Source organism: Sphaerimonospora cavernae (assembly GCF_042435035.1).
In the GTDB taxonomy this organism is placed as follows: domain Bacteria; phylum Actinomycetota; class Actinomycetes; order Streptosporangiales; family Streptosporangiaceae; genus Sphaerimonospora; species Sphaerimonospora cavernae.
In genome coordinates this window covers 104,239-125,974 of the sequence record NZ_JBHMQT010000059.1, presented here as the reverse complement: position 1 = coordinate 125,974, position 21,736 = coordinate 104,239, and the positions used below count along the sequence as shown (strand labels likewise).

15 protein-coding genes are annotated in these 21,736 nt (G+C 69.5%); 7 read left to right on the top strand and 8 right to left on the bottom strand.

Features of this window, described 5'->3' with window-relative positions; all coding sequences use genetic code 11:
- Window positions 1-52 precede the first annotated feature (52 nt).
- The gene (locus tag ACFHYQ_RS26740) at window positions 53-1,267 is read right to left on the bottom strand and encodes an NAD(P)/FAD-dependent oxidoreductase (protein ID WP_394303904.1); all 1,215 of its coding nucleotides are present in this window, start codon (window positions 1,265-1,267) and stop codon (window positions 53-55) included.
- Window positions 1,264-1,620 (bottom strand): bifunctional 3-phenylpropionate/cinnamic acid dioxygenase ferredoxin subunit, encoded by a 357-nt coding sequence (locus ACFHYQ_RS26735; RefSeq protein ID WP_394303903.1) that lies wholly within the window; start codon window positions 1,618-1,620, stop codon window positions 1,264-1,266. Before ACFHYQ_RS26735 ends, ACFHYQ_RS26740 begins: the two co-directional genes overlap by 4 nt.
- Before the next feature lie 314 nt (window positions 1,621-1,934).
- Between ACFHYQ_RS26735 and ACFHYQ_RS26730 the strand changes: the two genes are divergently transcribed.
- Window positions 1,935-3,392 carry an FG-GAP-like repeat-containing protein gene (locus ACFHYQ_RS26730; protein WP_394303902.1) on the top strand — a complete coding sequence of 486 codons (1,458 nt, stop codon included), beginning with the start codon at window positions 1,935-1,937 and terminating at the stop codon, window positions 3,390-3,392.
- A 150-nt stretch (window positions 3,393-3,542) separates the two neighbouring features.
- Here ACFHYQ_RS26730 and ACFHYQ_RS26725 read toward each other — a convergent pair whose 3' ends face one another.
- Window positions 3,543-7,586 carry a HAMP domain-containing protein gene (locus ACFHYQ_RS26725; protein WP_446746311.1) on the bottom strand — a complete coding sequence of 1,348 codons (4,044 nt, stop codon included), beginning with the start codon at window positions 7,584-7,586 and terminating at the stop codon, window positions 3,543-3,545.
- A gap of 254 nt (window positions 7,587-7,840) precedes the next feature.
- Here ACFHYQ_RS26725 and ACFHYQ_RS26720 point away from each other — a divergent pair, with 254 nt between their 5' ends.
- From ACFHYQ_RS26720 to ACFHYQ_RS26710, 3 genes are all read left to right on the top strand, one after another.
- Complete coding sequence (locus ACFHYQ_RS26720; protein ID WP_394303901.1) at window positions 7,841-8,815, top strand: glucosyl-3-phosphoglycerate synthase; 975 nt, start codon at window positions 7,841-7,843, stop codon at window positions 8,813-8,815.
- Window positions 8,816-8,926: 111 nt separating this feature from the next.
- A complete protein-coding gene (folP, locus tag ACFHYQ_RS26715; RefSeq protein ID WP_394303900.1) occupies window positions 8,927-9,784 on the top strand; it encodes a dihydropteroate synthase in 858 nt (285 codons plus the stop codon).
- Window positions 9,781-10,518, top strand: coding sequence for a class III extradiol ring-cleavage dioxygenase family protein (locus ACFHYQ_RS26710; protein WP_394303899.1), 738 nt, complete (start codon window positions 9,781-9,783; stop codon window positions 10,516-10,518). The genes folP and ACFHYQ_RS26710 overlap by 4 nt, the downstream gene beginning before the upstream one ends.
- A 272-nt stretch (window positions 10,519-10,790) precedes the next feature.
- Here the strand turns inward: ACFHYQ_RS26710 and ACFHYQ_RS26705 are convergent, their stop codons facing one another.
- The 5 genes from ACFHYQ_RS26705 to ACFHYQ_RS26685 form a co-directional block, all read right to left on the bottom strand.
- Window positions 10,791-11,135, bottom strand: a complete 345-nt coding sequence (locus tag ACFHYQ_RS26705) for a cupin domain-containing protein (RefSeq protein ID WP_394303898.1) — start codon at window positions 11,133-11,135, stop codon at window positions 10,791-10,793.
- An 84-nt stretch (window positions 11,136-11,219) separates the two neighbouring features.
- The gene (locus ACFHYQ_RS26700; protein ID WP_394303897.1) at window positions 11,220-12,200 is read right to left on the bottom strand and encodes an AraC family transcriptional regulator; all 981 of its coding nucleotides are present in this window, start codon (window positions 12,198-12,200) and stop codon (window positions 11,220-11,222) included.
- A gap of 222 nt (window positions 12,201-12,422) precedes the next feature.
- Entirely contained in the window at window positions 12,423-12,794 is a 372-nt protein-coding gene (locus ACFHYQ_RS26695) for a hypothetical protein (protein WP_394303896.1), read from the bottom strand.
- 274 nt (window positions 12,795-13,068) lie between these two features.
- A complete protein-coding gene (locus ACFHYQ_RS26690) occupies window positions 13,069-14,004 on the bottom strand; it encodes a hypothetical protein (protein ID WP_394303895.1) in 936 nt (311 codons plus the stop codon).
- A 102-nt stretch (window positions 14,005-14,106) separates the two neighbouring features.
- Window positions 14,107-14,973 (bottom strand): alpha/beta fold hydrolase, encoded by an 867-nt coding sequence (locus ACFHYQ_RS26685; RefSeq protein ID WP_394303894.1) that lies wholly within the window; start codon window positions 14,971-14,973, stop codon window positions 14,107-14,109.
- A gap of 217 nt (window positions 14,974-15,190) precedes the next feature.
- Here ACFHYQ_RS26685 and ACFHYQ_RS26680 point away from each other — a divergent pair, with 217 nt between their 5' ends.
- The 3 genes from ACFHYQ_RS26680 (at window position 15,191) to ACFHYQ_RS26670 (ending at window position 21,560) form a co-directional block, all read left to right on the top strand.
- Window positions 15,191-16,588 carry a glycoside hydrolase family 18 protein gene (locus ACFHYQ_RS26680; protein ID WP_394303893.1) on the top strand — a complete coding sequence of 466 codons (1,398 nt, stop codon included), beginning with the start codon at window positions 15,191-15,193 and terminating at the stop codon, window positions 16,586-16,588.
- Window positions 16,589-16,815: 227 nt separating this feature from the next.
- Window positions 16,816-17,175: a CU044_2847 family protein gene (locus ACFHYQ_RS26675; RefSeq protein ID WP_394303892.1), complete on the top strand. Its 360-nt coding sequence runs from the start codon at window positions 16,816-16,818 to the stop codon at window positions 17,173-17,175.
- 47 nt (window positions 17,176-17,222) lie between these two features.
- Entirely contained in the window at window positions 17,223-21,560 is a 4,338-nt protein-coding gene (locus tag ACFHYQ_RS26670; RefSeq protein WP_394303891.1) for an nSTAND1 domain-containing NTPase, read from the top strand.
- Window positions 21,561-21,736: the final 176 nt, after the last annotated feature.

Sequence of the window (21,736 nt, the reverse complement as noted above, 5' to 3'; positions counted from 1 at the left end):
CGACGGGTGTTGTCGGGCGGGCCGTGTCCGGGCCTGCTTCCTCAGCCTCTCATCAGGCCGCGGGCGCCGGGCTCCGCAGCGCGTCGGCCGCGAGCCGCTTACGCCAGCGGGTGAACGGCCGCGGCAGGTCGATCCCGAGCACCGCGACCGGACGGTCCCCGCGCCGGTAGACCGCCACGAAGCTCCGGTCGGCGAGGCTACCGTCCTCGACGGTGATCTCGTCGCCCGGTCGGGCGTGCCCGGCGAACTGGATCCGCACCCCGCACTGTTCGGACCAGAAGTACGGCGGCTCCGGCGGCCGGATGTCGTTCCCGGACGCGGCGGAGGCGCCCGCCAGCAGCGCGCGTACGGCGACGGCCGGGCGCCGTACGGCCCCGGTCCAGTGCTCGACACGGCGGTGGGACCCGGCGGCGGGGTCGAACCAGGCGGCGCAGTCGCCGACGGCGATCACCCCGGGCAGGTCGGTGGCTCCGGTCGCATCGCACAGCACGCCGTCCCCGACACCGACGCCCGATCCGGCCAGCCAGCCGATGTTGGGGCGCGCGCCGATCCCGACGACGACCACGTCGGCGGGGACGCGCCGTCCGTCGGTCAGGATCACCCCGTCGACCCTGGGCGCACCGGCGGCCCGGGCGGTGCCGGTCACCTCCCGGACGCCGGTGCCGCACAGCACCTCGACGCCCTGCCCGGCCTGGAGCCCGGCCACCACGGCGCCCATCTCGGCGCCGATGGCGGCGGCCAGCGGGGCGGACGCCGGCTCGACCAGGGTGACGTGCAGCCCGAGGGTCCGCGCGGTGGAGGCGATCTCGGCCCCGATGAAGCCGGCGCCGATGACGACGAGCCGCCCGGCCCCGGCGAGGTCCGCGCGCAGCGCCCTGGCGTCGTCCAGGGTGCGCAGCGTGTGGACCCCGGAAAGACGCTCGGTCCCGGGGAGGGTTCGGGCGGTCGCCCCCGTGGCGATCACCACCGCGTCGGCGGGTACCGACCTTCCGTCGCCGAGCCGTACGGCGCGTTCGCCGGGGTCGAGGGCTTCGGCCGCCGCCCCGAGGACCCAGGTGGCGTCCAGGTCCTCGGTCTCGGTCTCCAGCGCGAGGTCGGCCTCGCTCATCCGGCCCGCGAGGAACTCCTTCGACAGCGGAGGGCGGTCATAGGGGCGATGCGGCTCGTCACCGATCAGCACCAGGCGTCCGTCGTACCCCTGATCGCGCAGCGCCCGCGCGGCGGACAGGCCGGCCAGCGAGGCGCCCACCACCGCGACGGTTCTCACGCGGCACCCTGACAACGTGCGGCGACCCCGGGCGGCAGGTTCGCGGGGGCGTCCGAGGGGACGACGAAGATGGTGTCGTCCTCGATCACGACCCGGTGGGTCCGCACGGGGAGCTTCGCCGGGGGCGCGTCCACCTGTCCGGTCCTGAGGTCGAATTTCGAGGCGTGCAGGGGGCACTCCACCTCACAGCCCTCCAGCCACCCGTCGGCGAGTGACGCGTCCTGGTGGGTGCAGGTGTCGTCGATCGCGTAGATCTCCCCGTCCTCGGTGTGGAACACCGCGATCGGCGGCTCGGCATCGAGCCGGAACGCCTCGCCCCGGGGCAGCGAGCGAAGCGGGCAGGCAGGAATCATCAACCATCCCCAGTTGTGTAAAGAGAAACGCGAAGCGCTATGCGCAACAGCGTGAGGTCACACGAACCCCCCTGTCAAGAGCTTTCCCCATGCCTGACTCAGGCACGTTTCCATTTGTCAGAGTCGACGAGTCCGAGCCGCTCCCACCACCCCGGTCGGCCCCGTCAGGTGAACCTCACCATGACGGTCATTCACAGCCGTCCAATCTGGATGGAACGTGACAATATCGGTCCGCCCGACCGCGGCGACAACCAGCCCGATCCACCTTGACGAAGCGGCAGGCGACGACAATTCCAATCATCTATCGTAATCCGATGCGACTACCCCTTCTGGGAATCTTTACGGCATACCTCCTGCTCACGACGGCGGCGGTGGCCTGTACCGCGGAGCACCGGACCGCCGACGCCCCCGCTACCGCCGCGACCGCGGCCCCCGCGACCGCGAGCGCGGTGGCCGCCCGCGAACGCGCGCGCGAAAGGACGAAGGCCCACGACTTCAACGGCGACGGGTACGCGGATCTGGTCATCGGCGTACCGCAGGCCACGGTGAACGGCGTGCCGCAGGCCGGTCGCGTCGAGGTGGCGTACGGCTCGGCCAGCGGCGTGACCGCCGGACCCCGGCAGATCATCAGCAGGGAGAGCCGGGCCGCCAAGGAGGAGGGCTTCGGCAAGGCGCTCGCCTCCGGCGACTTAGACCACGACGGCTACGCCGACCTCGTGATCGCCGCCCCGGGGGACGACGAGCGGGCCAGCTCGGTCGTGATCGTCTTCGGTTCGGCGCAAGGGCTCTCCGGCGGGCTCGTAGAGCTCGAGCAGCCGCGGAAGGCCAGAGGATTCGGTGACCGTCTGGCCGTTGGCGACTTCGACGGGGACGGATTCGACGATCTGGCCGTCACCACCCACTACGCATGGGACACCGCCGAGTCGACATGGGAGACCACCGGCACAGTATGGGTGACCACCGGCAGCCGCGACATCCGGACGGGAAAGGCGGGCTGGAAGGCCGTCCTGCGGGACGTGGACGTCATAGCGGATCTCACAGCCGGCGACATCACCGGGGACGGCTATTCCGACCTGGCCGTCTTCTACGCCGAGGACGACCCGGCCGATGAGGGCAGCGGTGCGGTGTACCGAGGCTCGCCCCAGGGGCTCACGGGCCCGTTGGGCGAGACGTTCCCCGGATGGGATGTGCGTCACCTGGCGATCGGCGACCTCGACGGTGACGGCTACGGCGATCTGGTCAACGAAAGCGCCTTCGACGAGTACGACTGGTACGACGAACGTGAACGCGAACTGGGCGCGATCTCCGTCCGGCGGGGATCGGCCAACGGTCTGATCGACCCCCGTACCTCGTGGTCGATGACGTCTCCCGGGCTGCCCCGGGCGCCCGAGGGAACGGAGGGCTTCGGCAGTGCCATCGCGGTGGGCGACGTCAACGGTGACGGCTACGCCGACGTCGCCGTGGTCGCACGGAGAGACGAATTCAGCGGCTTGGCCGCGGTCTTCGTCCTGTACGGCGGGCCGGACGGCCTGTCAGCGAAGGGTTCCCAGGTGTTCGACACGACATCCGCCGGCATGTCCGCCGACGCTTCCGTCTCCGGGTTCGGCAGGACGGTGGCCCTGCTCGATCTCGACGGGGACGGCAGGGACGAGCTCGTCATCTCCACACGGTCCCCGGAACAGGTGACCGTGCTCTCGCCCAGCGGGAAAGGCCAAACCATCCAGATCGTGCCGGAGCGGCAGGAAGAGGATTTCGGCAAGACCCTGCGGTGATCTTCTTCAGCCCGCGGGAGCCTCCGAAGGCGAGGCCACCTGGGACCCGGCCAGGCGCATCCTGACCGTCAGGACCAAACCCTCCGGCCGGATCACGCTCACGATCACCCCCAAATGACGGTCATTCACCACGGGCTCGCCGAAACTGAGCTATTCGGTCTGCAGTCCCAGCCAGCGCTGTATGCACTCGACCAGTTCCCCGGCGTCGACCGGCTTGGTCACGTAGTCGCTGGCGCCGGCCGACAGGGTCTTCTCCCGGTCGCCGCGCATGGCTTTCGCGGTGACCGCGATGACCGGCAGATCGTCGAAGCGCGGCATCGCCCGGATGGCGGCGGTGGCCTCATACCCGTCCATCTCCGGCATCATGATGTCCATCAGCACCAGATCGATGTCGTCGTTACGCGTCAGCACCTCGATGCCCTTGCGGCCGTTCTCGGCGTAGAGCACCTGCATGCCGTGCAGTTCCAGGATCGTGGTGAGCGCGAAGACGTTGCGCACGTCGTCGTCGACGATCAGCACCTTGCGGCCGGCGAGTTTGGTGTCCCGCTCCTGTGTCACCGCGGCGCCGTAATAGGTGCCGGGCTGGACGAGCGGCGGAACGTCGCCGGGCCTCGCGGCCGACAGATGCAGGGTGATGCGTTCGCGCAGTTCGTCCAGGCTGGGCAGCCGCTCCAGCGACTGGGTACGGGCCCGGCCCCGCAGCAGGTCCTCCTGCGGCCGTGACAGCCTGCGCGAGTGGTGGGCGAGCACCGGCAGCGTGCGCAGCGCCGGCTCCTCGTCCAGCCGCCTGAGGAACACCGCGGCCGCGTCGTGCGGCAGCCCCAGATCGAGCACGACGCAGTGGTGGCGGTCGCGCCGCAGCGCGCTCAGCGCATCGGCCGGATCTTTCGCCGTGGTCACCTGGACCGGCCCGCAGGTGTCGGCGAGATCCGCCGCGGCGCTCTGGGCCAGCATGGACAGCAGGCCGTTCGGCCGTGGCTCCAGCACGAGCAGACGGCGGGCCTGCCCGTCGGCCCGCTCAACGGCCGGCTCCCCGGCCGAAGGCCCCTCGATCGCGGGCCGCTCAGGCACCGGAACCTCGGGTGCGTGCCTCTCGGGTGCCGGAGCGTACGGCGGCGCCGGCGCGGCGGCCGGCCCGAGCGGCGGCGTTCCGGGCGACGGCGTTCCGAGCAGCGGAGATCCGAGCGGCGTGGTCAGGTGGGCCACCGGCAGGTAAAGGGTGAAGGTGCTGCCCTCGCCCAAAGTGCTGGCGGCGGTGATCTCCCCGCCGAGCAGGCCGGCGATCTCCCGGCAGATGGACAGGCCCAGGCCGGTGCCACCGTACTTGCGGCTGGTGGTGCCGTCGGCCTGCTGGAACGCGTCGAAGATGTGCGGGAGGCTCTCCGGGGCGATCCCGATGCCGGTGTCGGTGACGTGGAAGGCGATGATCTCCTGACCGACCGCGCCCGCCAGGTGCACCTGTCCGGTGGCGCGCTCGATGCGCAGTCCGACGGATCCCTCCCCGGTGAACTTCACCGCGTTGGACAGCAGGTTGCGCAGCACCTGCCGCAGCCGCTGCTCGTCGGTCAGCAGTTCGGGCGGCACGCCGGGGGCGACGACGACGTCGAATCGCAGGCCCTTCGCCGCGGTCAGCGGCCGGAAGGTCGCGTCCACGTAGTCCAGCAGCCCCCGCAGGACCACTGGCTCGGGTGAGACGTCCATCTTGCCGGCCTCGATCTTGGACAGGTCGAGGATGTCGTTGATGAGCTGCAGCAGGTCGGTGCCGGCCGAGTGGATGACGTTGGCGTACTCCACCTGCTTGGGCGTCAGGTTGCGCGACGGGTTCTGGGCGAGCATCTGGGCCAGGATGAGCAGCGAGTTGAGCGGAGTGCGCAGCTCATGGCTCATGTTGGCCAGGAACTCGCTCTTGTACTTGGAGGCCAGGGAGAGCTGCTGGGCGCGGTCCTCCAGTTCCTGTCGCGCCTGCTCGATCTCGCTGTTCTTGGTCTCGATGTCGCGGTTCTGCCGGGCCAGCAACTCGGCCTTGTCCTCCAGCTCGGCGTTGGAGCTCTGCAACTCCTCCTGGCGTGCCTGCAGCTCGCCGGCGAGGCGCTGGGACTCGGCCAGCAGCGCGTCGGTACGGGCGTTGGCCACGATCGTGTTGACGTTGACGCCGATGGTCTCCACCAACTGCTCGAGGAAGTCACGGTGCACCTCGGTGAAGCGGCCCAGGCTGGCCAGCTCGATGACGCCCAGCACCTGGTCCTCCACCACGATCGGCAGCACGATCAGGTTGACCGGCCCGGCCTGGCCCAGGCTGGAGGTGATCGTGACGTACCCGGCGGGGACGTCGTCCACAACGACGGTGTGCCTGGCCAGCGCGGCCTGTCCCACCAGCGACTCCCCCAGGGCGTACCGGCGGGAGGTCTCCCGGTGGCCGTAGGTGCCGACCACGCGCAGCTCGTCGCCGCCCGGGGTCTCCTCGGCGAGCAGGAACGTTCCGTACTGCGCGCCGACCAGCGGGGCCAGCTCGTTCATCACCAGTTCGGCGACGACGGCCAGATCTCGGTGCCCCTGCATGAGCCCGGAGATCCGGGCGAGGCTGGTCTTGAGCCAGTCCTGCTCCTGGTCGGCACGGGTGGTCTCCCGCAGGGACTCCACCATGGAGTTGATGTTGTCCTTGAGGTCGGCGAGCTCGCCCTCGGCGTCGACGGTGATGGAGCGGGTGAGGTCTCCGGTGGTCACCGCGCCGGTGACCTCGGCGATCGCCCGCACCTGGCGGGTGAGGTTGCCGGCCAGTTCGTTGACGTTCTCGGTCAGCCGCTTCCAGGTGCCCGACACGCCCTCGACCTCGGCCTGGCCGCCCAGCCGGCCCTCGCTGCCCACCTCACGGGCGACCCTGGTCACCTCGGCGGCGAACGCCGACAGCTGGTCGACCATCGTGTTGATGGTCGTCTTCAGCTTCAGGATCTCCCCGCGGGCGACGACGTCGATCTTCTTGGTCAGGTCGCCCGTGGCCACCGCGGTGGAGACCTGGGCGATGCCGCGCACCTGGTCGGTCAGGTTGGAGGCCATCACGTTGACGTTGTCGGTGAGGTCCTTCCAGGTGCCCGACACACCACGGACCGTCGCCTGACCGCCCAGGTTGCCCTCGGTGCCCACCTCGCGGGCCACCCGCGTCACCTCGTCGGCGAACGCCGACAACTGGTCGACCATCGTGTTGATGGTCTCCTTCAGCTCCAGGATCTCCCCGCGCGCGTCCACCCGGATCTTCTGGGTCAGGTCGCCCGTGGCGACCGCCGTGGAGACCCGGGCGATGTCGCGCACCTGAGCGGTGAGGTTGAAGGCCATCACGTTCACCGACTCGGTGAGGCTCCGCCAGGTGCCCGAGACGCCCTTGACGTCGGCCTGGCCGCCCAACCGGCCCTCGGTGCCCACCTCACGCGCCACCCGCGTCACCTCGTCGGCGAAGGAGGACAGCTGGTCGACCATCGTGTTGATGGTGTTCTTCAGTTCCAGGATCTCTCCGCGCGCCGGCACGGTGATCTTCTGCGACAGGTCGCCGCGCGCCACGGCGGTGGCCACCTGCGAGATGCCGCGGACCTGGTCGGTGAGGTTGCCCGCCATGAAGTTCACCGAGCCGGTGAGGTCACGCCAGGTGCCTGACACGCCCTTCACGTCGGCCTGGCCGCCCAACCGGCCCTCGGTGCCCACCTCACGGGCCACCCGCGTCACCTCGTCGGCGAAGGAGGACAACTGGTCGACCATCGTGTTGACGGTGGTCTTCAGCTCCAGGATCTCCCCGCGCGCGTCCACGTCGATCTTCTTGGTCAGATCGCCCTTGGCCACCGCGGTGGTCACGTCGGCGATGCCGCGGACCTGGTCGGTGAGGTTACCGGCCATGGCGTTCACCGAGTCGGTCAGGTCCTTCCAGCTGCCGGACACTCCCGGCACCTCGGCCTGGCCGCCCAGCCCGCCCTCGGTGCCCACCTCACGGGCCACCCGCGTCACCTCGGAGGTGAACAGCGACAGCTGATCCACCATGCCGTTGAAGACCGTCGCGATCTCGCTCAGCAGGCCGTCCTCGCCGCCGCCTTCGGGCAGCCGGGTGCGGAACTCCCCGTCGCGTACGGCCGTCAGGCCGGCCAGCAACTGCCGTAGATCCAGGTCGGTGTCCTTGCCCATGGCTCTCACGGTCCTGCCGCGCTCGGCCATTCCGGCGCCCCCAGCCATGTCCACCTCTTGCGTTCCGTGCCGCCGACCGGCGTCCTGACAACGCGAAATTTCATGCTATATACAGTTTCGTGATACTCCGTCGCATTTAGCCGTTGCCGTACCAATACATGAACGAAACACCGGAACTCGCGGCTCATCCGTCTGATCACCTCGCCGGCTCGGCGGCGCGGCGACGGCCTACCCTGTGCATAGGGTGATGTCGGCGGATTTCGCGGATACATGGGGAGAGCTGCGTGCTACCTGAGGTGGAGGCATGGCTGGCCGGCCATATGTCGGCGGCGGCCGACTGGCCGGTGGGCAGCTTGATGGCAGCCAAGGGAAGCACCACGGTCAGCGTGGTCCTCCCGGCCCGCGACGAGGCCGGGACCGTCGGGGAGATCGTGACGGCCATCCGCCGCGACCTCGTCGAGGCCGTCCCGCTCGTGGACGAGCTCATCGTGATCGACTCCCGATCCACCGACGACACGGCGGACGAGGCCGTACGCGCCGGCGCCAAGGTCATCGCGCAGGACGAGATCCTCCCCGAGCTGGACGGCCCGGCCTACGACGGAAAGGGCGAGGCGCTGTGGAAGTCGCTCGCCGTGACGTCGGGCGACCTCCTGGTCTTCGTCGACGCCGATCTGCGGGAGTTCCGGACCTCGTTCGTGACCGGGCTGCTGGGGCCGCTGCTGGCCGACCCCTCGGTGGCGTACGTGAAGGGCTGCTACGACCGGCCGTTCATCGGGCCGGACGAACAGGAGGCCCGCACCGGCGGGCGGGTGACCGAACTGGTCGCGCGGCCGCTGCTCAACCTGCACTGGCCGCTGCTCGCCGGGTTCGTGCAGCCGCTGGCGGGCGAGTACGCGGGCCGGCGTGAGGTGCTGGAGCGGGTGCCGTTCGTCACCGGGTACGGCGTGGAGCTGGCCCTGCTCATCGACCTGCTCGACCTCGTCGGGCTCGACGCGCTCGCCCAGGTGGACCTGGGACGCCGGATGCACTCGCACCAGACGACCGAGGCTCTCGGCCGCATGGCCGGGCAGATCATGCACACGGCCTGGTCCCGGCTGGAACGCCAGAACAAGATCATCCCAATGGGCGCGCCCTCGCTGCGGCTCACCCAGTTCGAGCGCGGGCCGGCCGGTCACCGGCCGGTGGAGCGGGAGATCTCGGTCGCGGAGCGGCCCGCGATGGCGACGATCCCGCAGTACGCCTCCCGCGCCCTGCGCTGAAGATCCGCCTTCTCAAGATCGCCTATTCCGGCGACAGGAGCCTTGATATGGTTTACGCGGCCTTCGGGCGGTGAACAGAAGGGGCGATCACGGCATGCTGGGGCTGGGTCCATGCTGAGGCTGGGTCGACGTGACGTGGGCGAGGACCTGCTGATCATGGCGATCGTCAACCGCACCCCCGACTCCTTCTACGACAGGGGCGCGACCTTCGCACGCGAGGAGGCGCTGCGCCGGGTCGACGAGGTCGTGGCCGAGGGCGCAGACATCGTCGACATCGGCGGCGTCAAGGCGGCCCCGGGAACCGAGGTCGACGTGCGGGAGGAGATCGACCGCACGGCCTCGTTCGTCGCCGAGATCCGCGAGCGTCATCCCGACATGATCATCAGCGTCGACACCTGGCGACGCGAGGTGGGCCGCGAGGCCTGCCGGGCCGGCGCCGACCTGCTCAACGACGCCTGGGGCGGCACCGACCCGGGGCTGGCCGAAGTCGCCGCGGAGTTCGGCGTGGGCCTGGTCTGCACGCACGCCGGAGGGCTGCCGCCGCGGACCCGCCCGCACCGCGTCGAGTACGACGACGTGATGGCCGACGTGATCGCCCGCACCACCGCACTCGCCCGGCGCGCGGTCGACGTCGGAGTGGACCCCGAACGCATCCTGATCGATCCCGGCCACGACTTCGGCAAGAACACCTGGCACTCCCTGGAGGTGACGCGCCGGCTGGACGAGATGGTGGCCACCGGCTGGCCCGTGCTGGTGTCACTGTCCAACAAGGACTTCGTCGGCGAGTCCCTGGGCCTGCCGGTGGACGAGCGGGTGTTCGGCACCCTGGCGGTCAGCGCGGTGTGCGCGTGGCAGGGGGCGCGGGTCTTCCGCGCCCACAACGTCGCCCCGACCCGGCAGGTGCTGGACATGGTCGCGGTGACCCGGGGCGTACGGGAACCCGTGCGGACCGTTCGGAGCCTGGCATGATCGTCGCCGCCTGCTGCGTCCCGCAGACTCCGCTGCTGCTGCCCGGCCTCACCGGCGGACCCGTCGCCGAGGTCGAGGAACTGCGCACGGCCGCCCTCGCCGCCGTGAAGACCGTCGTCGGCCAGACCCTCGTCGGCGGGGGCGCCGACGAGATCGTCGTGGTGGGCGGGGCGCCGCGGACCGGGTCGTACCCGGCGGACGCGCCGACGCCGGCCGGGCGGCTGGCCCCCGCCCCGGGACGGCGGCCGGCGCCTGGATCGCTGCCGGTGCCGCTGGCCGTCGGCCGATCGCTTCTCGCCGGACACCCCGTGCCCCTCACCTTGCAGGGCGTCGACGAGCACGCGTCGCCCCGGAGCTGTGGCGAGCTGGGCCATGAGATCGCGGCGCGGCCCGGCCGGATCGGGCTGGTCGTCGTCGGCGACGGCAGCGCCCGTCGCGGGGAGAAGGCCCCCGGGTACGTCGACCCCCGCGCGCTGGAGGCCGACGCCTCGATCGGCGACGCGCTGGCCTCCGCCGATCTTCCCGCCCTGGCCGCCCTGGACCCGGGCCTGTGCGACGACCTGCTGATCCGGGGGCGGGCCGTCTGGCAGGTCATGGCGGCGGCCACCGAGAGCACGTCACAGACACAGGGCACATCATGGACGGCGCACACGTTGTACGGCGACGCCCCCTTCGGCGTGGCCTACTGGTCGGTGACCTGGCTCCCCCACCCACCCCCCCACCCATTGCCGTGATCTTGCGAATTCTCGCAGAGACCCCTCGCCACCTACGCAATCCCCTTTCATGATCTTGCAGAAACTCGCAGTCCACCCCATCTAGCTGCACAAACACCATTCATGATCTTGTATCTGGGTAGTGTAAGATCACGAACACCATCCGCCCAGGTCAGCGGCTATGCATGCGAGTTTTTGCAAGATCACGAAAGATGTTTTCCCTGGTGACCGCCATGATCGTGTAGCATTCGCAAGATCACGGCCATTCTCTGCACTCCGTCAGGCGTCAGGCGTCAGGCGAGGTAGAGCTTGCGGAGGGGTTCGTCGATGACCCAGGTCGTCCGGTCTCCGGCCATGAGCTGTACGAGAACTCCCGGGCGGAGGTCGATGGACGAACCGTCCTCGAAGGTGACCCGGCCGGCGCCCGCCAGGATCAGGAAGATCTCGTCGACCTCCGTGTCCGTCGCGGTCCCCCGGGCGATGTCCCAGACTCCGACCTCGATGTCCTTGAACGCGGTCATCGGAGTGGTGACGGTCCGCGGCTCCGCGTCGGACGGCTCGTCATCCAGGAGCGGACCGGCGAAGAGGTCTACGTTGAGCAGCCGATCGCCGCTCATCTGGGTTCCCGTGGCGTTCACGACCCGAACCCTATCGGTGGTCGCGGCATCGGGACCCGGCCGGCGCCGCTCAGCGGGAGGCGGACGCCGGCATGCGGGCTGAGGTCAGCGGCGCAGCGTTTCCGAGGGGGCCTCTCCGAAACGCTCCCGGTAGGCGCGGGAGAACTGGCCGAGGTGGACGAACCCCCAGCGGCGGGCGACATCGGCGATGGTCGCGGTGCCCGGGCCATGGCCGGTCAACTCGGCTCGCGCGCGTTCCAGCCGTACGTCCCGCAGGTAGGCCGTGGGCGTGCTCTCCACATGCCGTCGGAACCCTGCCTGCAGGGCCCGTACGCCCACTCCGGCGGTCTCGGCGATGTCCGTCACGGTGAGGGGTTCGGCCGCCTGCGCCTCGATCAGTTCCATGGCCCGCTTCACGGCCACCGGCGCCGCGCATGGCGGCTCCACGGACAGGGCCGGGGTGTAGTTGCTGGGCTGGGTCAGAAGCAACTGCGTCATGAGCAGCCCCTCCAGGTGTCCGAGGGCGAGCGGCCGGCTCAGCAGGTCGCCATCGGTTTCCGCCTCCCGCCGCAGCAGGTCGATGATCGACAGCCAGGACCGGGCGAGGGGCCGGGTCAGATCCATGCCCAGCGAGAACCGGATCGGCCTGTGCAGCTCACGCCCCAGCATGCCGCCGAGGTGGGCTTCGAGCGCCCAGCGGTCGAACAACGCGACGAGATGCGGCGCCCCGGTCATCCAACGCATCGACAGACGCTCCGTCGGCGTCAGCACGGAGCCGAACTCGGGTGTGGTCATGACCTGCTCCCGGCCACGGGACACCTCAACGGCTCCGGTCAGCGGGAGCGTCACAAGGAAACAGCTCTCCCACGCGGGTGCCGTGACCAGTGCCTCCCCTCCGTAGTCGACGGCGTACAGGCCGGTCCGATCGAAGGCCGCCCCGTTCATCCGGGCGTCGAACCGAGTCTGATGCCTGCCAAGGCACAGCTCGTGGGGAGCGAAGGCATCTCCCACCAGCGCGCGGGCTTCATCGAGGTCACCGGTGTGGAACAGCTCATGCGTGGCGAGCGGCAGCGGTTGGGCGGGCATGTCCGCCTCCCAGAGGTCGCGCGGCCCCGACGGCACCTCGCCGCGTTCTCGTCCCGCCCACGAAGACATCTCGCCGGCCGAAGTCCCGCGCGGCCGGGATGGTCGCAATGCCAGGCGTCCCTTCCTCAACTCGCATGATAGGAGAGCAGTCAAGCCGACCTTGGCGTGAATGTCTGTGCGCGTGGTGTGAGATTCAGCTGCCGGGCTTACCGACTTACCGACTTACCGGCTCGCGGAAAGAACCCGGGCGTACATGTGCACGGGGTCGGCGGACAGATCGGCGTCGACCAGGCCGGGCAGCGGCGGGACCTTCCGTACCACCGCGATCAGGGTCTCGAAGACCGAGAAGGCACTGGCGGGCCGCTGGTCCGGTGACTTGGCGAGCAGCCGGAACGTCATCTCCTCCAACTCCGCGGGGGCGTCCGGCCGCTCCAGGGCGGGCGGGTCCTCGCGACGGCTGCGGTCGATCTCCGTCATCAGATCGCGTGCGGCGAACGCCTCCCGCCGGGATCCCGCCAGCTCGTCCTGCTTGGTCAGCTTGATCGCGACGGTACGGTTCAGCCGCAGGTCGGAGCCCTCCCAGACGACGCCCATACCGCCGCTCGCGATCAACCTCGTCAGCCGGTAACGCTCGGCGACCGTCCCCCTCGCCGCGGGTGGCGGTGATGAGCGCGCGCACCCGCTTCTTCTCCGCGCCCACGCTGGCGCGGAACCGCCTCGGTCGGGACATCCGATGCCCGTGGCGGACACGCCATTATTTCGCAATGGAACGTGCCCACCGTAGTCACGACGGGACGGCGATGGTAAGGGGACGTTCCGGGCCGTCACCCGGCGCTTCGCCCTCCCCGTGGCCCCTCGGCCAACGATCTCAGGAACGGTACAGGTCGATGACGTCGTCCCCGTAGGGATCCCGTCCAGTCCTGTTGGTACGCGGCGCCGTGATGGAGGCCTTCACATCCCAGCTGAACCGGGTGGCGATGCTCACGGCATCCGCCGGGTGGCCCTCGCGGGGCCGCCAGTCCGCCTGCACCACGATCGGCTTTCCGGTCAGGTCGGTGGCGATCCCCCATAAGACGGTGATCCCCCTGAACCGGGGGTCGAGCCGCCCGCCGAGCATGGTCCGGAACGGCTTGGACATCTCGAACAGCTTGCCGAACGTCGTCGTGCCGCGGTAGGACCACGTCTTTTTGATCGCCCGATCGTCTGCGTCGTGGACCGCCGATCCCGGCTTGTTGTGCGTTGCGGAGGCGACCAGGGCCTTGAGCGTCCCGAGGTCGAAGACGTCGATGATCTGGTCGCCGTACAGTGCCGCGCCGCCGGAGTGCTTGCCGATCTTCACCCACGACTCGCCGCCGTAGGCCGGACCGGCACCGTAGAGCACGCCCCCGACGCTGCGCACCCGGTGGATCGCCGAATCGAGCTTGACGAGGTCACCCGCCCGCCGGTCGCCGGCGGCGGCGTCCTCTCTCAGGAATTGCAGCGTGCACTTGCCGAACCGCATCGACCGCTTCATATCGGCGGCCACCACCCCGCCCCGGCCCAGCCGGGCCGTACCCGTCATCCAGGGGTCACCGGTCCCACCACCCCTGCAATAGCCGCGCGGCATGTCCTCACCTCGCGGGTCGTGCGGCCAATCCACCGATGTGTGCTGGAAAACCTTCACCGAGCTGCCCTGTGCCTTGAGGCGCTGCACAGTTGCCACCACGTCAACCGGAGCCGCCGCGCTAACCGGTGCCGCCTGGGCGGCGGGCACCGGTGTGACCGCAACCCCGAGCACGCCTGCCATCATCACTCGCCATCTCATGGGGCGCGATCATGTCACAGAACATGAATGGTGACGCGATCACGCGGACCATCGCCAATCGGCGGCACCGCATGGTTACGCACGGGCCTTGCGGCCTGGGCCCTACTCGATCAGGAGCTGGCGCAGCGTAACGGCGAAGGCGTCCGGGTCGCCCTTCATGCCGAACTCGCCGTCGAGAAAACCGCCGTGGTGGCTGGGAAAGGTCACGGGCTTCGTGCCGAGCCGTTCGGCGACCGCCACGCCCGCCCGGTGGGCCATCTCCCCCTCCGACTCGGCTCCGACGCCGATGACGATGCGGGTCGGCGCGGCGCGCAGTGCGTCGAAGTCGTGCTCATAGTGCGTACAGGTCATAAGGTTCTGCGCGAACATCGGATCGTCACGGGAACCGTCGTCTTCCGTCGGCAGCCCGAAATCGGCCGGGCTCTGCACGGGCCGATCGGCGAAATCGGCCGGGATCTCGCCCCGCAGGCCGGTGACGGCGATGAATTTCACCATCGCCGGCCCCAAACCGTCCCGCTCATAAGTCCGGCGGATGTCGACCACCGCGGCGAGCGCCTGCTCCCGGTCGGGCAGGGCCTGGGCGGCCGGGGGCTCGTGCGCCACGAGCGTGCGCACCTGCTCCGGATGCCGGGCCACCAGCGCCAGCCCGTTGACGGCGCCCCCGCTGCTGGCGAAGATGTCCACCGGCCCGCCGCCGAGCGCGGTGATCAGTCGATGCAGGTCGTCGGCGTGCAGCTCGGGCGTCGACTCGGCGGCGCCGTCGGTCCGCTCGCTCCGCCCGATCCCGCGCGGGTCGTAGGTCACGACCGTACGATCCCGGAAGTGCCCGGCCAGGGCGGTGAACCCGCTGGCGTCCATCGGCGATCCGATCATCAGCAGTGTCGGCGCGGTGGTCGCCTCGGCCTCCCGCACGTCGTAGTGGAGAATGCCGCCGGGCACCTCGAGGGTATGGGTCTTGGGCTCGCTCATCGAAACCTCCGACTTCCTTTGATCACCATCCTGCGAGAGCGACCCTAGCCGCCACGGGTGACATTTCCACGGCGCACCGTCAGGCCCCGGCTACCGTGGTCGAGCGCCCCGCACGTTGACCACCGGCGGTCGAAATACGTAAGCTCCGGAGAGAATTGATAGGAAACTTTCCTATGAGTTTCGGGACACCCCCTACCTGGAGCTACTGTTGCGAAAGATGCTTCTGGGGTCCCTGCTCGCGGGCGCCGCGTTACTTGCGCCGCTCGCCCTCGGGACCGCCTCCGCCGCCACCTCGGCGACCGCCGCCTACTCGACCGACTCCGACTGGGGCTCCGGCTTCCAGGGCAAGTACACGATCACGGCCGGGTCCGCCGCGCTGCCGAGCTGGACCGTCGAGTTCGACGCGCCCGCCGGCATCACGATCAGCTCCGCCTGGGACGCCACGATGACCAGGAGCGGCAGTCACTACACCTTCACCAAGCCCTCCTGGGCCGGGCCGCTGGCCGCCGGCGCCTCGGCCGGCTTCGGCCTGATGGGCGCGCCCGGCGGGTTCAAGCCGCTGAACTGCAAGCTCAACGGTGCGCCCTGCGGGGGAGGATCGACCCCCTCGCCGTCGCCGAGCCCCTCCCCCTCCGCGACCCCGACACGGTCTCCAAGCCCGTCCCCGTCCCCGTCCGCGACCCCGACACGGTCGCCGAGCCCCTCCCCGTCCGCCACTCCGACGGCGCCGCCGCAGCCGGCCGGCATGCCGGTCGCCCCGTACGTCGACATGGGCGCCTGGCCCACGCCGTCGCTGACGGAGATGGCGGCCGGCGGGAACGTCTCCAGCTTCACCATGGCCTTCGTCACCGGCGCCGCGTGCAAGGCTTCCTGGTTCGGCGCCTACGACCCGCGTACCGGCTGGGCCAAGGACCAGGTGGACGCGATCCGCGCGGCCGGCGGCGACGTGAAGGTCTCCTTCGGCGGCGCGTCCGGCGTAGAGCTGGCCCAGGGGTGCGGCAGCCTGTCCAGCCTGGTGGCCGAGTACCAGGCCGTCGTCACGGCGTACGACCTCAAGTACATCGACCTCGACATCGAGGGTGCGGCCGCGGCCGACAGGGCGTCGGTGGACCGCCGCTCGCAGGCGCTCGCCCAGTTGCAGAAGGCGAACCCCGGTCTGCGGGTGTCGCTCACGCTCCCGGTGCTGCCCGAGGGTCTCACCGCCGACGGCGTCTACATCGTGAAGTCCGCGCGCGACGCCGGCGTGGCCCTCGACATGGTCAACGTCATGGCGATGGACTACTACCGCAACGGTGACTACGGCGACTTCGCCGTACAGGCCGCCCAGTCCACCTTCAACCAGGTCAAGTCGCTCTACCCCGGTTACAGCGACGCGCAGCTGTGGCGCATGGTCGGGGTCACCCCGATGATCGGCGCCAACGACGACCAGCGGATCTTCGACCAGGCCGACGCCCGCCAGTTGGTGGCCTTCGCGCAGAGCAAGCACCTGGGCATGCTCAGCTTCTGGGAGCTGGTCCGGGACCGCAACGCCTGCACCGGCCCGCTGTTCAAGTGCACCAACATCCAGCAGCAGCCGTACGAGTTCAGCAAGATCTTCGCGGGGTACCGCGGGTAGACCCGTTCCCAGCCGTCTCATCGATCCGGCCGGGCACCCTGCGGGTGCCCGGCCGGTCGTTGGAGTGCTTTCTCGGCTGCCGCGATGCGGCCATCGGTGTGCCTCATGGGGTTGGTTGCGTTTTGGCGAACTACGTGACTCACCGCCTTGACCGTGTTTATGATTCCGGCGTCTGACGGCATCGCTCCTTACCCGTTACCCGCGAGCTATGACATCTGGAGGATGCTGTGAGTGATCGTCTTGTGCATACGGTGGAAGTGCCGGTAGGCGACGGCAGCGACGAGATCGTCCGGGTCCAGATCCGCGAAGTGGACGAAACACTCGTCCGGGTGGGCAGAGGCGGCCGCACCATAGCGCGGGCCGAACAGTCGCTCGGGCGGATGCTGGAGACCGTCCGCCCCGTGGCGGAAAGCTTCGTCACGCGGTTTCAGGGGCTCGTCAACGCGCCGGACGAGATCGTGCTGGAGTTCGGAGTCTCGCTGTCGGCCGAAGCGGACGTCGTCATCGCGAGCACGGCGACCGCGGCCAACTTCTCGGTGAGCTTGACGTGGAAACGCGGCGAGAGGCCCGACACGACCGGCGATTGACCAGCGGGGGGTTGATTCGGTCCGGCCTGAGGTGTGGAGGGGACCTGATGTCGGAGACGGCACGGACCTGGTCGGGCAGCGCGGACGAAGCCATGGCCGCGGCGATCGTCCAGGTCAGGGGGCAGCACGGCGCGCTGGGGGGCGCGGGCTTTCTCGTCGCCCCGGATCTGGTGCTGACCTGCGCCCACGTGGTGTCGGACGCGCTGGAAACGCCCCGGCAGGAGCCCGTGGCCGAGGGAACACCGGTCATGGTGGAGTTTCCGCTGTGCGAGCCCCCGGCGGGCGCTGACGGACGCCCGATGTGGCCGGCCCTGGTCGAGAACTGGGTGCCGATCAGGGCCGAGCGGACCGGCGACATCGCCGTCCTCCGGCTGTCGGAGCCCGTCCCCGGCACCCGCCCGCTCCCCGTGGCCGACCCCGACAGCGTGCAGGGCGGTGAGGTGCGTGCGGTGGGTTTCCCCCATGACGCGCCGGGCGGGATCTGGTTCGAGGGCAGGGTCAGTGGTGCGACAGGTGAGGGCTGGATGCAGCTGTCGAGAGCCAACGGACAGGCCGCCCACGTAAAGCCCGGTTTCAGCGGCAGTCCCGTCTGGCACAACGCGCTGAGCGCGGCGGTCGGCCTGCTGGTGGCCGCGCAGCCGGCGGGCGACGCCCAGCAGGCCTACGCGCTGCGCACGAGGACCATCGTGCGGGAGATTCCCGGACTCGGCCCCGTCATCCGCCCGCCCTCTCCTTTCCGTGGCCTGAAGCCCTACGAGGAAGGCGACGCCGACCTCTTCTTCGGCCGGGAGGAGGACATCGGCAATGTCGTCACAGCGTTGTACGGGGCGCGCACCGTGACGGTGTACGGACCCTCGGGTTGTGGCAAGTCCTCGCTGGCTCTGGCCGGTGTGGTGCCTCGGATGCGGGCGGACGGATATGAGGTGCTGGCGTTCAACGCCGGGGAGATCTCCTCTGTGCGGTCCGCGCTGGCCACCGAGCTGTATGAGGCCATCCGGGCCGGGCGGTACGGGCCCGCACGTGCGGACGGCGCCGACCAGGTCGAGGACTGGCTTGCGGGTAAGGGGCTCGCGGACACGCTCCACCGCGTCCGGGGTACGGTGTCCGGCGATCTCCTCCTCGTCCTCGATCAGGCCGAAGCGCTCCTGAACCACACCCAGACCGAGATCGACGAACTCGCCGACCTGCTGTTCCCGCGGCGCCGTCCGATCGGCGGAGTACGGATCCTGGTCACGTTGCGCTCCGATCTGATGGACGCGGTTCTGAAACATCCTCGGCTGGGGCCCGCGTTGCTCGGCGGAACGACGTCGCCGCTCGCCCCCATGTCCTCCGAGCAGCTGGAAGAGGTGATCACAAAGCCCGTCGAGCTGCTTGCCGTGGCGTACGAACCGGGGCTGGCCCGGCGCATCCTGCGCGATGCGGGCGGTGAGCCGGGAATCCTCCCGCTGCTGGGTTTCGTCCTCCAACAGTTGTGGGAGCAGCAGGACGGCGGCTACCTGCGAAACGCCGCCTACGAGAAGATGCGGGGCGTGTCCGGCGCGCTGCGACTGCACGCCGAGGAGGTCTGGAAGAACCGGGTTCACGGCAAACCGGAGAAGGAGGAGGCAGCGCGGCGGCTGCTCACCAAACTGGTGCGGATGCTGCCCGGCAGCCAGATCACGCTGCGTCGCAGGGTCACCCGCGATGAGGTGGACGAGACGCAGTGGGAGCTCACGGAAGCTTTCGCCGAGCGGCGGCTGCTGGTGCTGTACGGCGGCGCGGGCGAACCGGAGAGCGCGGAGCTGGCCCATGAGGCGCTGATCACGGCCTGGCCCGCGCTGCGGCACCAGGTGGAGGCGGACGGAAAGTTCCTGGCCGGACAGGCGGAGCTGGTACATGACCTGCGGCGCTGGCGGCATGGTGAACAGTCCGCGAGCCTGCTGCCGGACGGGGAAGAACTGCAGGCCATCGACCGATGGCTGGGCGGACGTGAGGGCGAGCTGGCCGAAGAGCAACGTGAGTTCCTGGCCCTGGCTCGTCGGCGGAGCCGGATGCTGCGACGGCGCGCCCGTGCGGTGCGGACCGCGCTGGCCATGGTGTCCGCACTGATCGTGGCCCTGGCCACCTTTCTCGTCAACCAGATGCTGGTCAGTGCGGAGCGGGCGGATGAGAACAAGTCACGTGTGCTGGCGAGCTCGGCGGCGGAAATGGCCGAGGAAGACCCGGGGCTGGCAGCCCTGGCGGCCATCGCCGCGTACAAGATCGCGCCGACGCAGGAGGCCAGAAACGCGCTGTTGCAGCGGTTCGACCAGTTCAAGGACGCCGTCTGGATGCTGACGGGTTTTCAGGGGCCGCTTCTGGACGCCGCGATGAGCGCCGACGGCACGGTGATGCTGGCCTCCTCCACGGGAGGTCGCGCGACACTGTTCGTCCGCCAAGCCGGCGGCAGGGTCCTGCGCAAGCATCTCGGCATTGACGGCAACGCGGTCCTCCCACTGATCGGCAGGGACGGCCGGCGCATCGCCTACGCGGTGGACGGGACCGACTCGATGGTCTGGCACGATGTGCGCTACACGGCGCACGACATCGTCGTGGGGCCGGCGCATCTGCTGCGCGGCGCCCCCCAGAAACACACCGTGGGAGAACTGGGCGGCAGATACAGCATGGTCGCCTTCTCGCCGAATGCCGACCGGATCGCCATGGTGACGTTCGATGGACGGCTGCGGGTGTGGGACCTGGCGACACAGCGACTTCAGGAACTGCCGGGGCGCTTCCCCGGCCTGCGGCAGGTGTGGTTCGGCTCGGATGAGAACACGCTCGTGGCCGCGCGGCAGTCCGGCGGGAGCTCCCTGGTCTCCCTCGACCTCCGCTCCGGCGCCGTGCGGGAACTGGAAGATCGCCGCAGCGTGTCGGCGCAGGATTATTCAGCGGAAGCCGAGGTATCGGCTGACGGGCGTGTCCTGGCCGTCTGCCGGAAACCTCCCCATGCGGAGAAGGCCGTCTACCGGGTCATCCGCGTGTCCGACGGGCGGGAGCTGACACGCTACACCTCCCTGAAGGACTATCGCCCGTGTCAACGCCCCATCGTCGACCAGACAGGCGAACTCGTCGCGATCGATGAGGGAATCGGCCGGTGGGTGCTCCTCGGCACCCGGCCGGGCACTCCCCCGCGACAGTTCATTGGGCCTGTTCTCAGCTACAGCGGCGTGGCCGGCCCTCTCCTCGGTACGCCGAGCGCCCCCATCGTGGTCTACCGTGACCGAGCCAGCGTGACCGGCTGGCAGATGTTCCCCGACAGTGGATTGGGGGTGTACAGCCCGCCGGTGCTGCTCGGCCGAGGTCGCACCATGCTGGCCCGCATCGGAAAAGACGATGACGAGGCCGCTGACCGGCTGGCGGTCATGGAGACCGAAGGCCGGAAAAGAACGCTCGCCGAGGTTCGCATCGCCGCCACACCCCCGGACCCGGATCTGCTGCTGACCGTCAACCGTGCCGAGACACTGGTGGCTGATGTGGCCGACCACAACAAGATCACGGTCTACGAGCTTCCGCGCCTGCGTAAGGTGGCCGAGTTCACCACCCGCATGCCCCCGCTCGACAAGAACGGGCAACGAGAACGGGTGCGCTCCTTCTTTCTCACCGACGAGGAACTGGTGACGGTCTCCGGTGGCGTGATCGAACGCTGGAACGCCCGTGACGGCCGTCGCCTGGCCGATCCACTCGACATTCACGATCTTTTCAGCGACGGGGCCGACCCCACGGAGTTCTATGTCCAGCGGCATTACCAGCCAGGATATGTGCAGCTCATGGACGTGGACGACCACACCCTGCGTGCCATTCATCTGACGACCCTCACGGACAATCCGAACCTGCGGATCCACCTGGGGGCCGATGCGCTCAACGTGGTGGTCGAGCACAGCGGCCGCTACGCCATGGTGCTGACCCGAGGGGGCGTGATCGAGTTGTGGTCGGTAGCGGACCGCCGGCGGACGCGGAGGATATTGGGTTCCCTCGGACCCCTGGAATCAACTACGTGGAAGGCGGGCATCTTGGAAGACGACGGCTCGGGGAACCCTGGATTCTTCCTGGCCAATGGGCACTCTGTGCGCTTCATGAGAGTGGCCGACGGTGATGTCGACGTGACCTCCTACGAATTCTCCGGCAAGCAGAAATTCTGGGCATCGACTGACGATGGCAAGGTCCTGCTGAGGAGCTACGCGCCCGGAGAGCATATAAACGGAGATCACGCGACTGGAGGACGTGCGGCCGGAGAGCGTGCGGATCTGTTCCGGCTCGATCCCGGGCTGTGGAAATCCCACCTGTGCGGCGTTCTCGGACGTGACCTCAGCGAGGACGAGCGCCGCGGCCTGCCACGGGGGCTGCCGGACGTCATATGCCCACTCTGACGAACAACCTCACCGTCGATCAGCCGCAGCGCGTCACCGAGAGTCGGCTTCGGTCTCTGGTGCGCCTGCTCGGGCTAGCCCGAGCAGGCGTGACAGAGAACAAAGACGGGATCGTTCCGCTCCAAGAGCACCCCCCAGCCCTCTCAAAGCAGAACAATCGCGTCTATTAGAGAAGA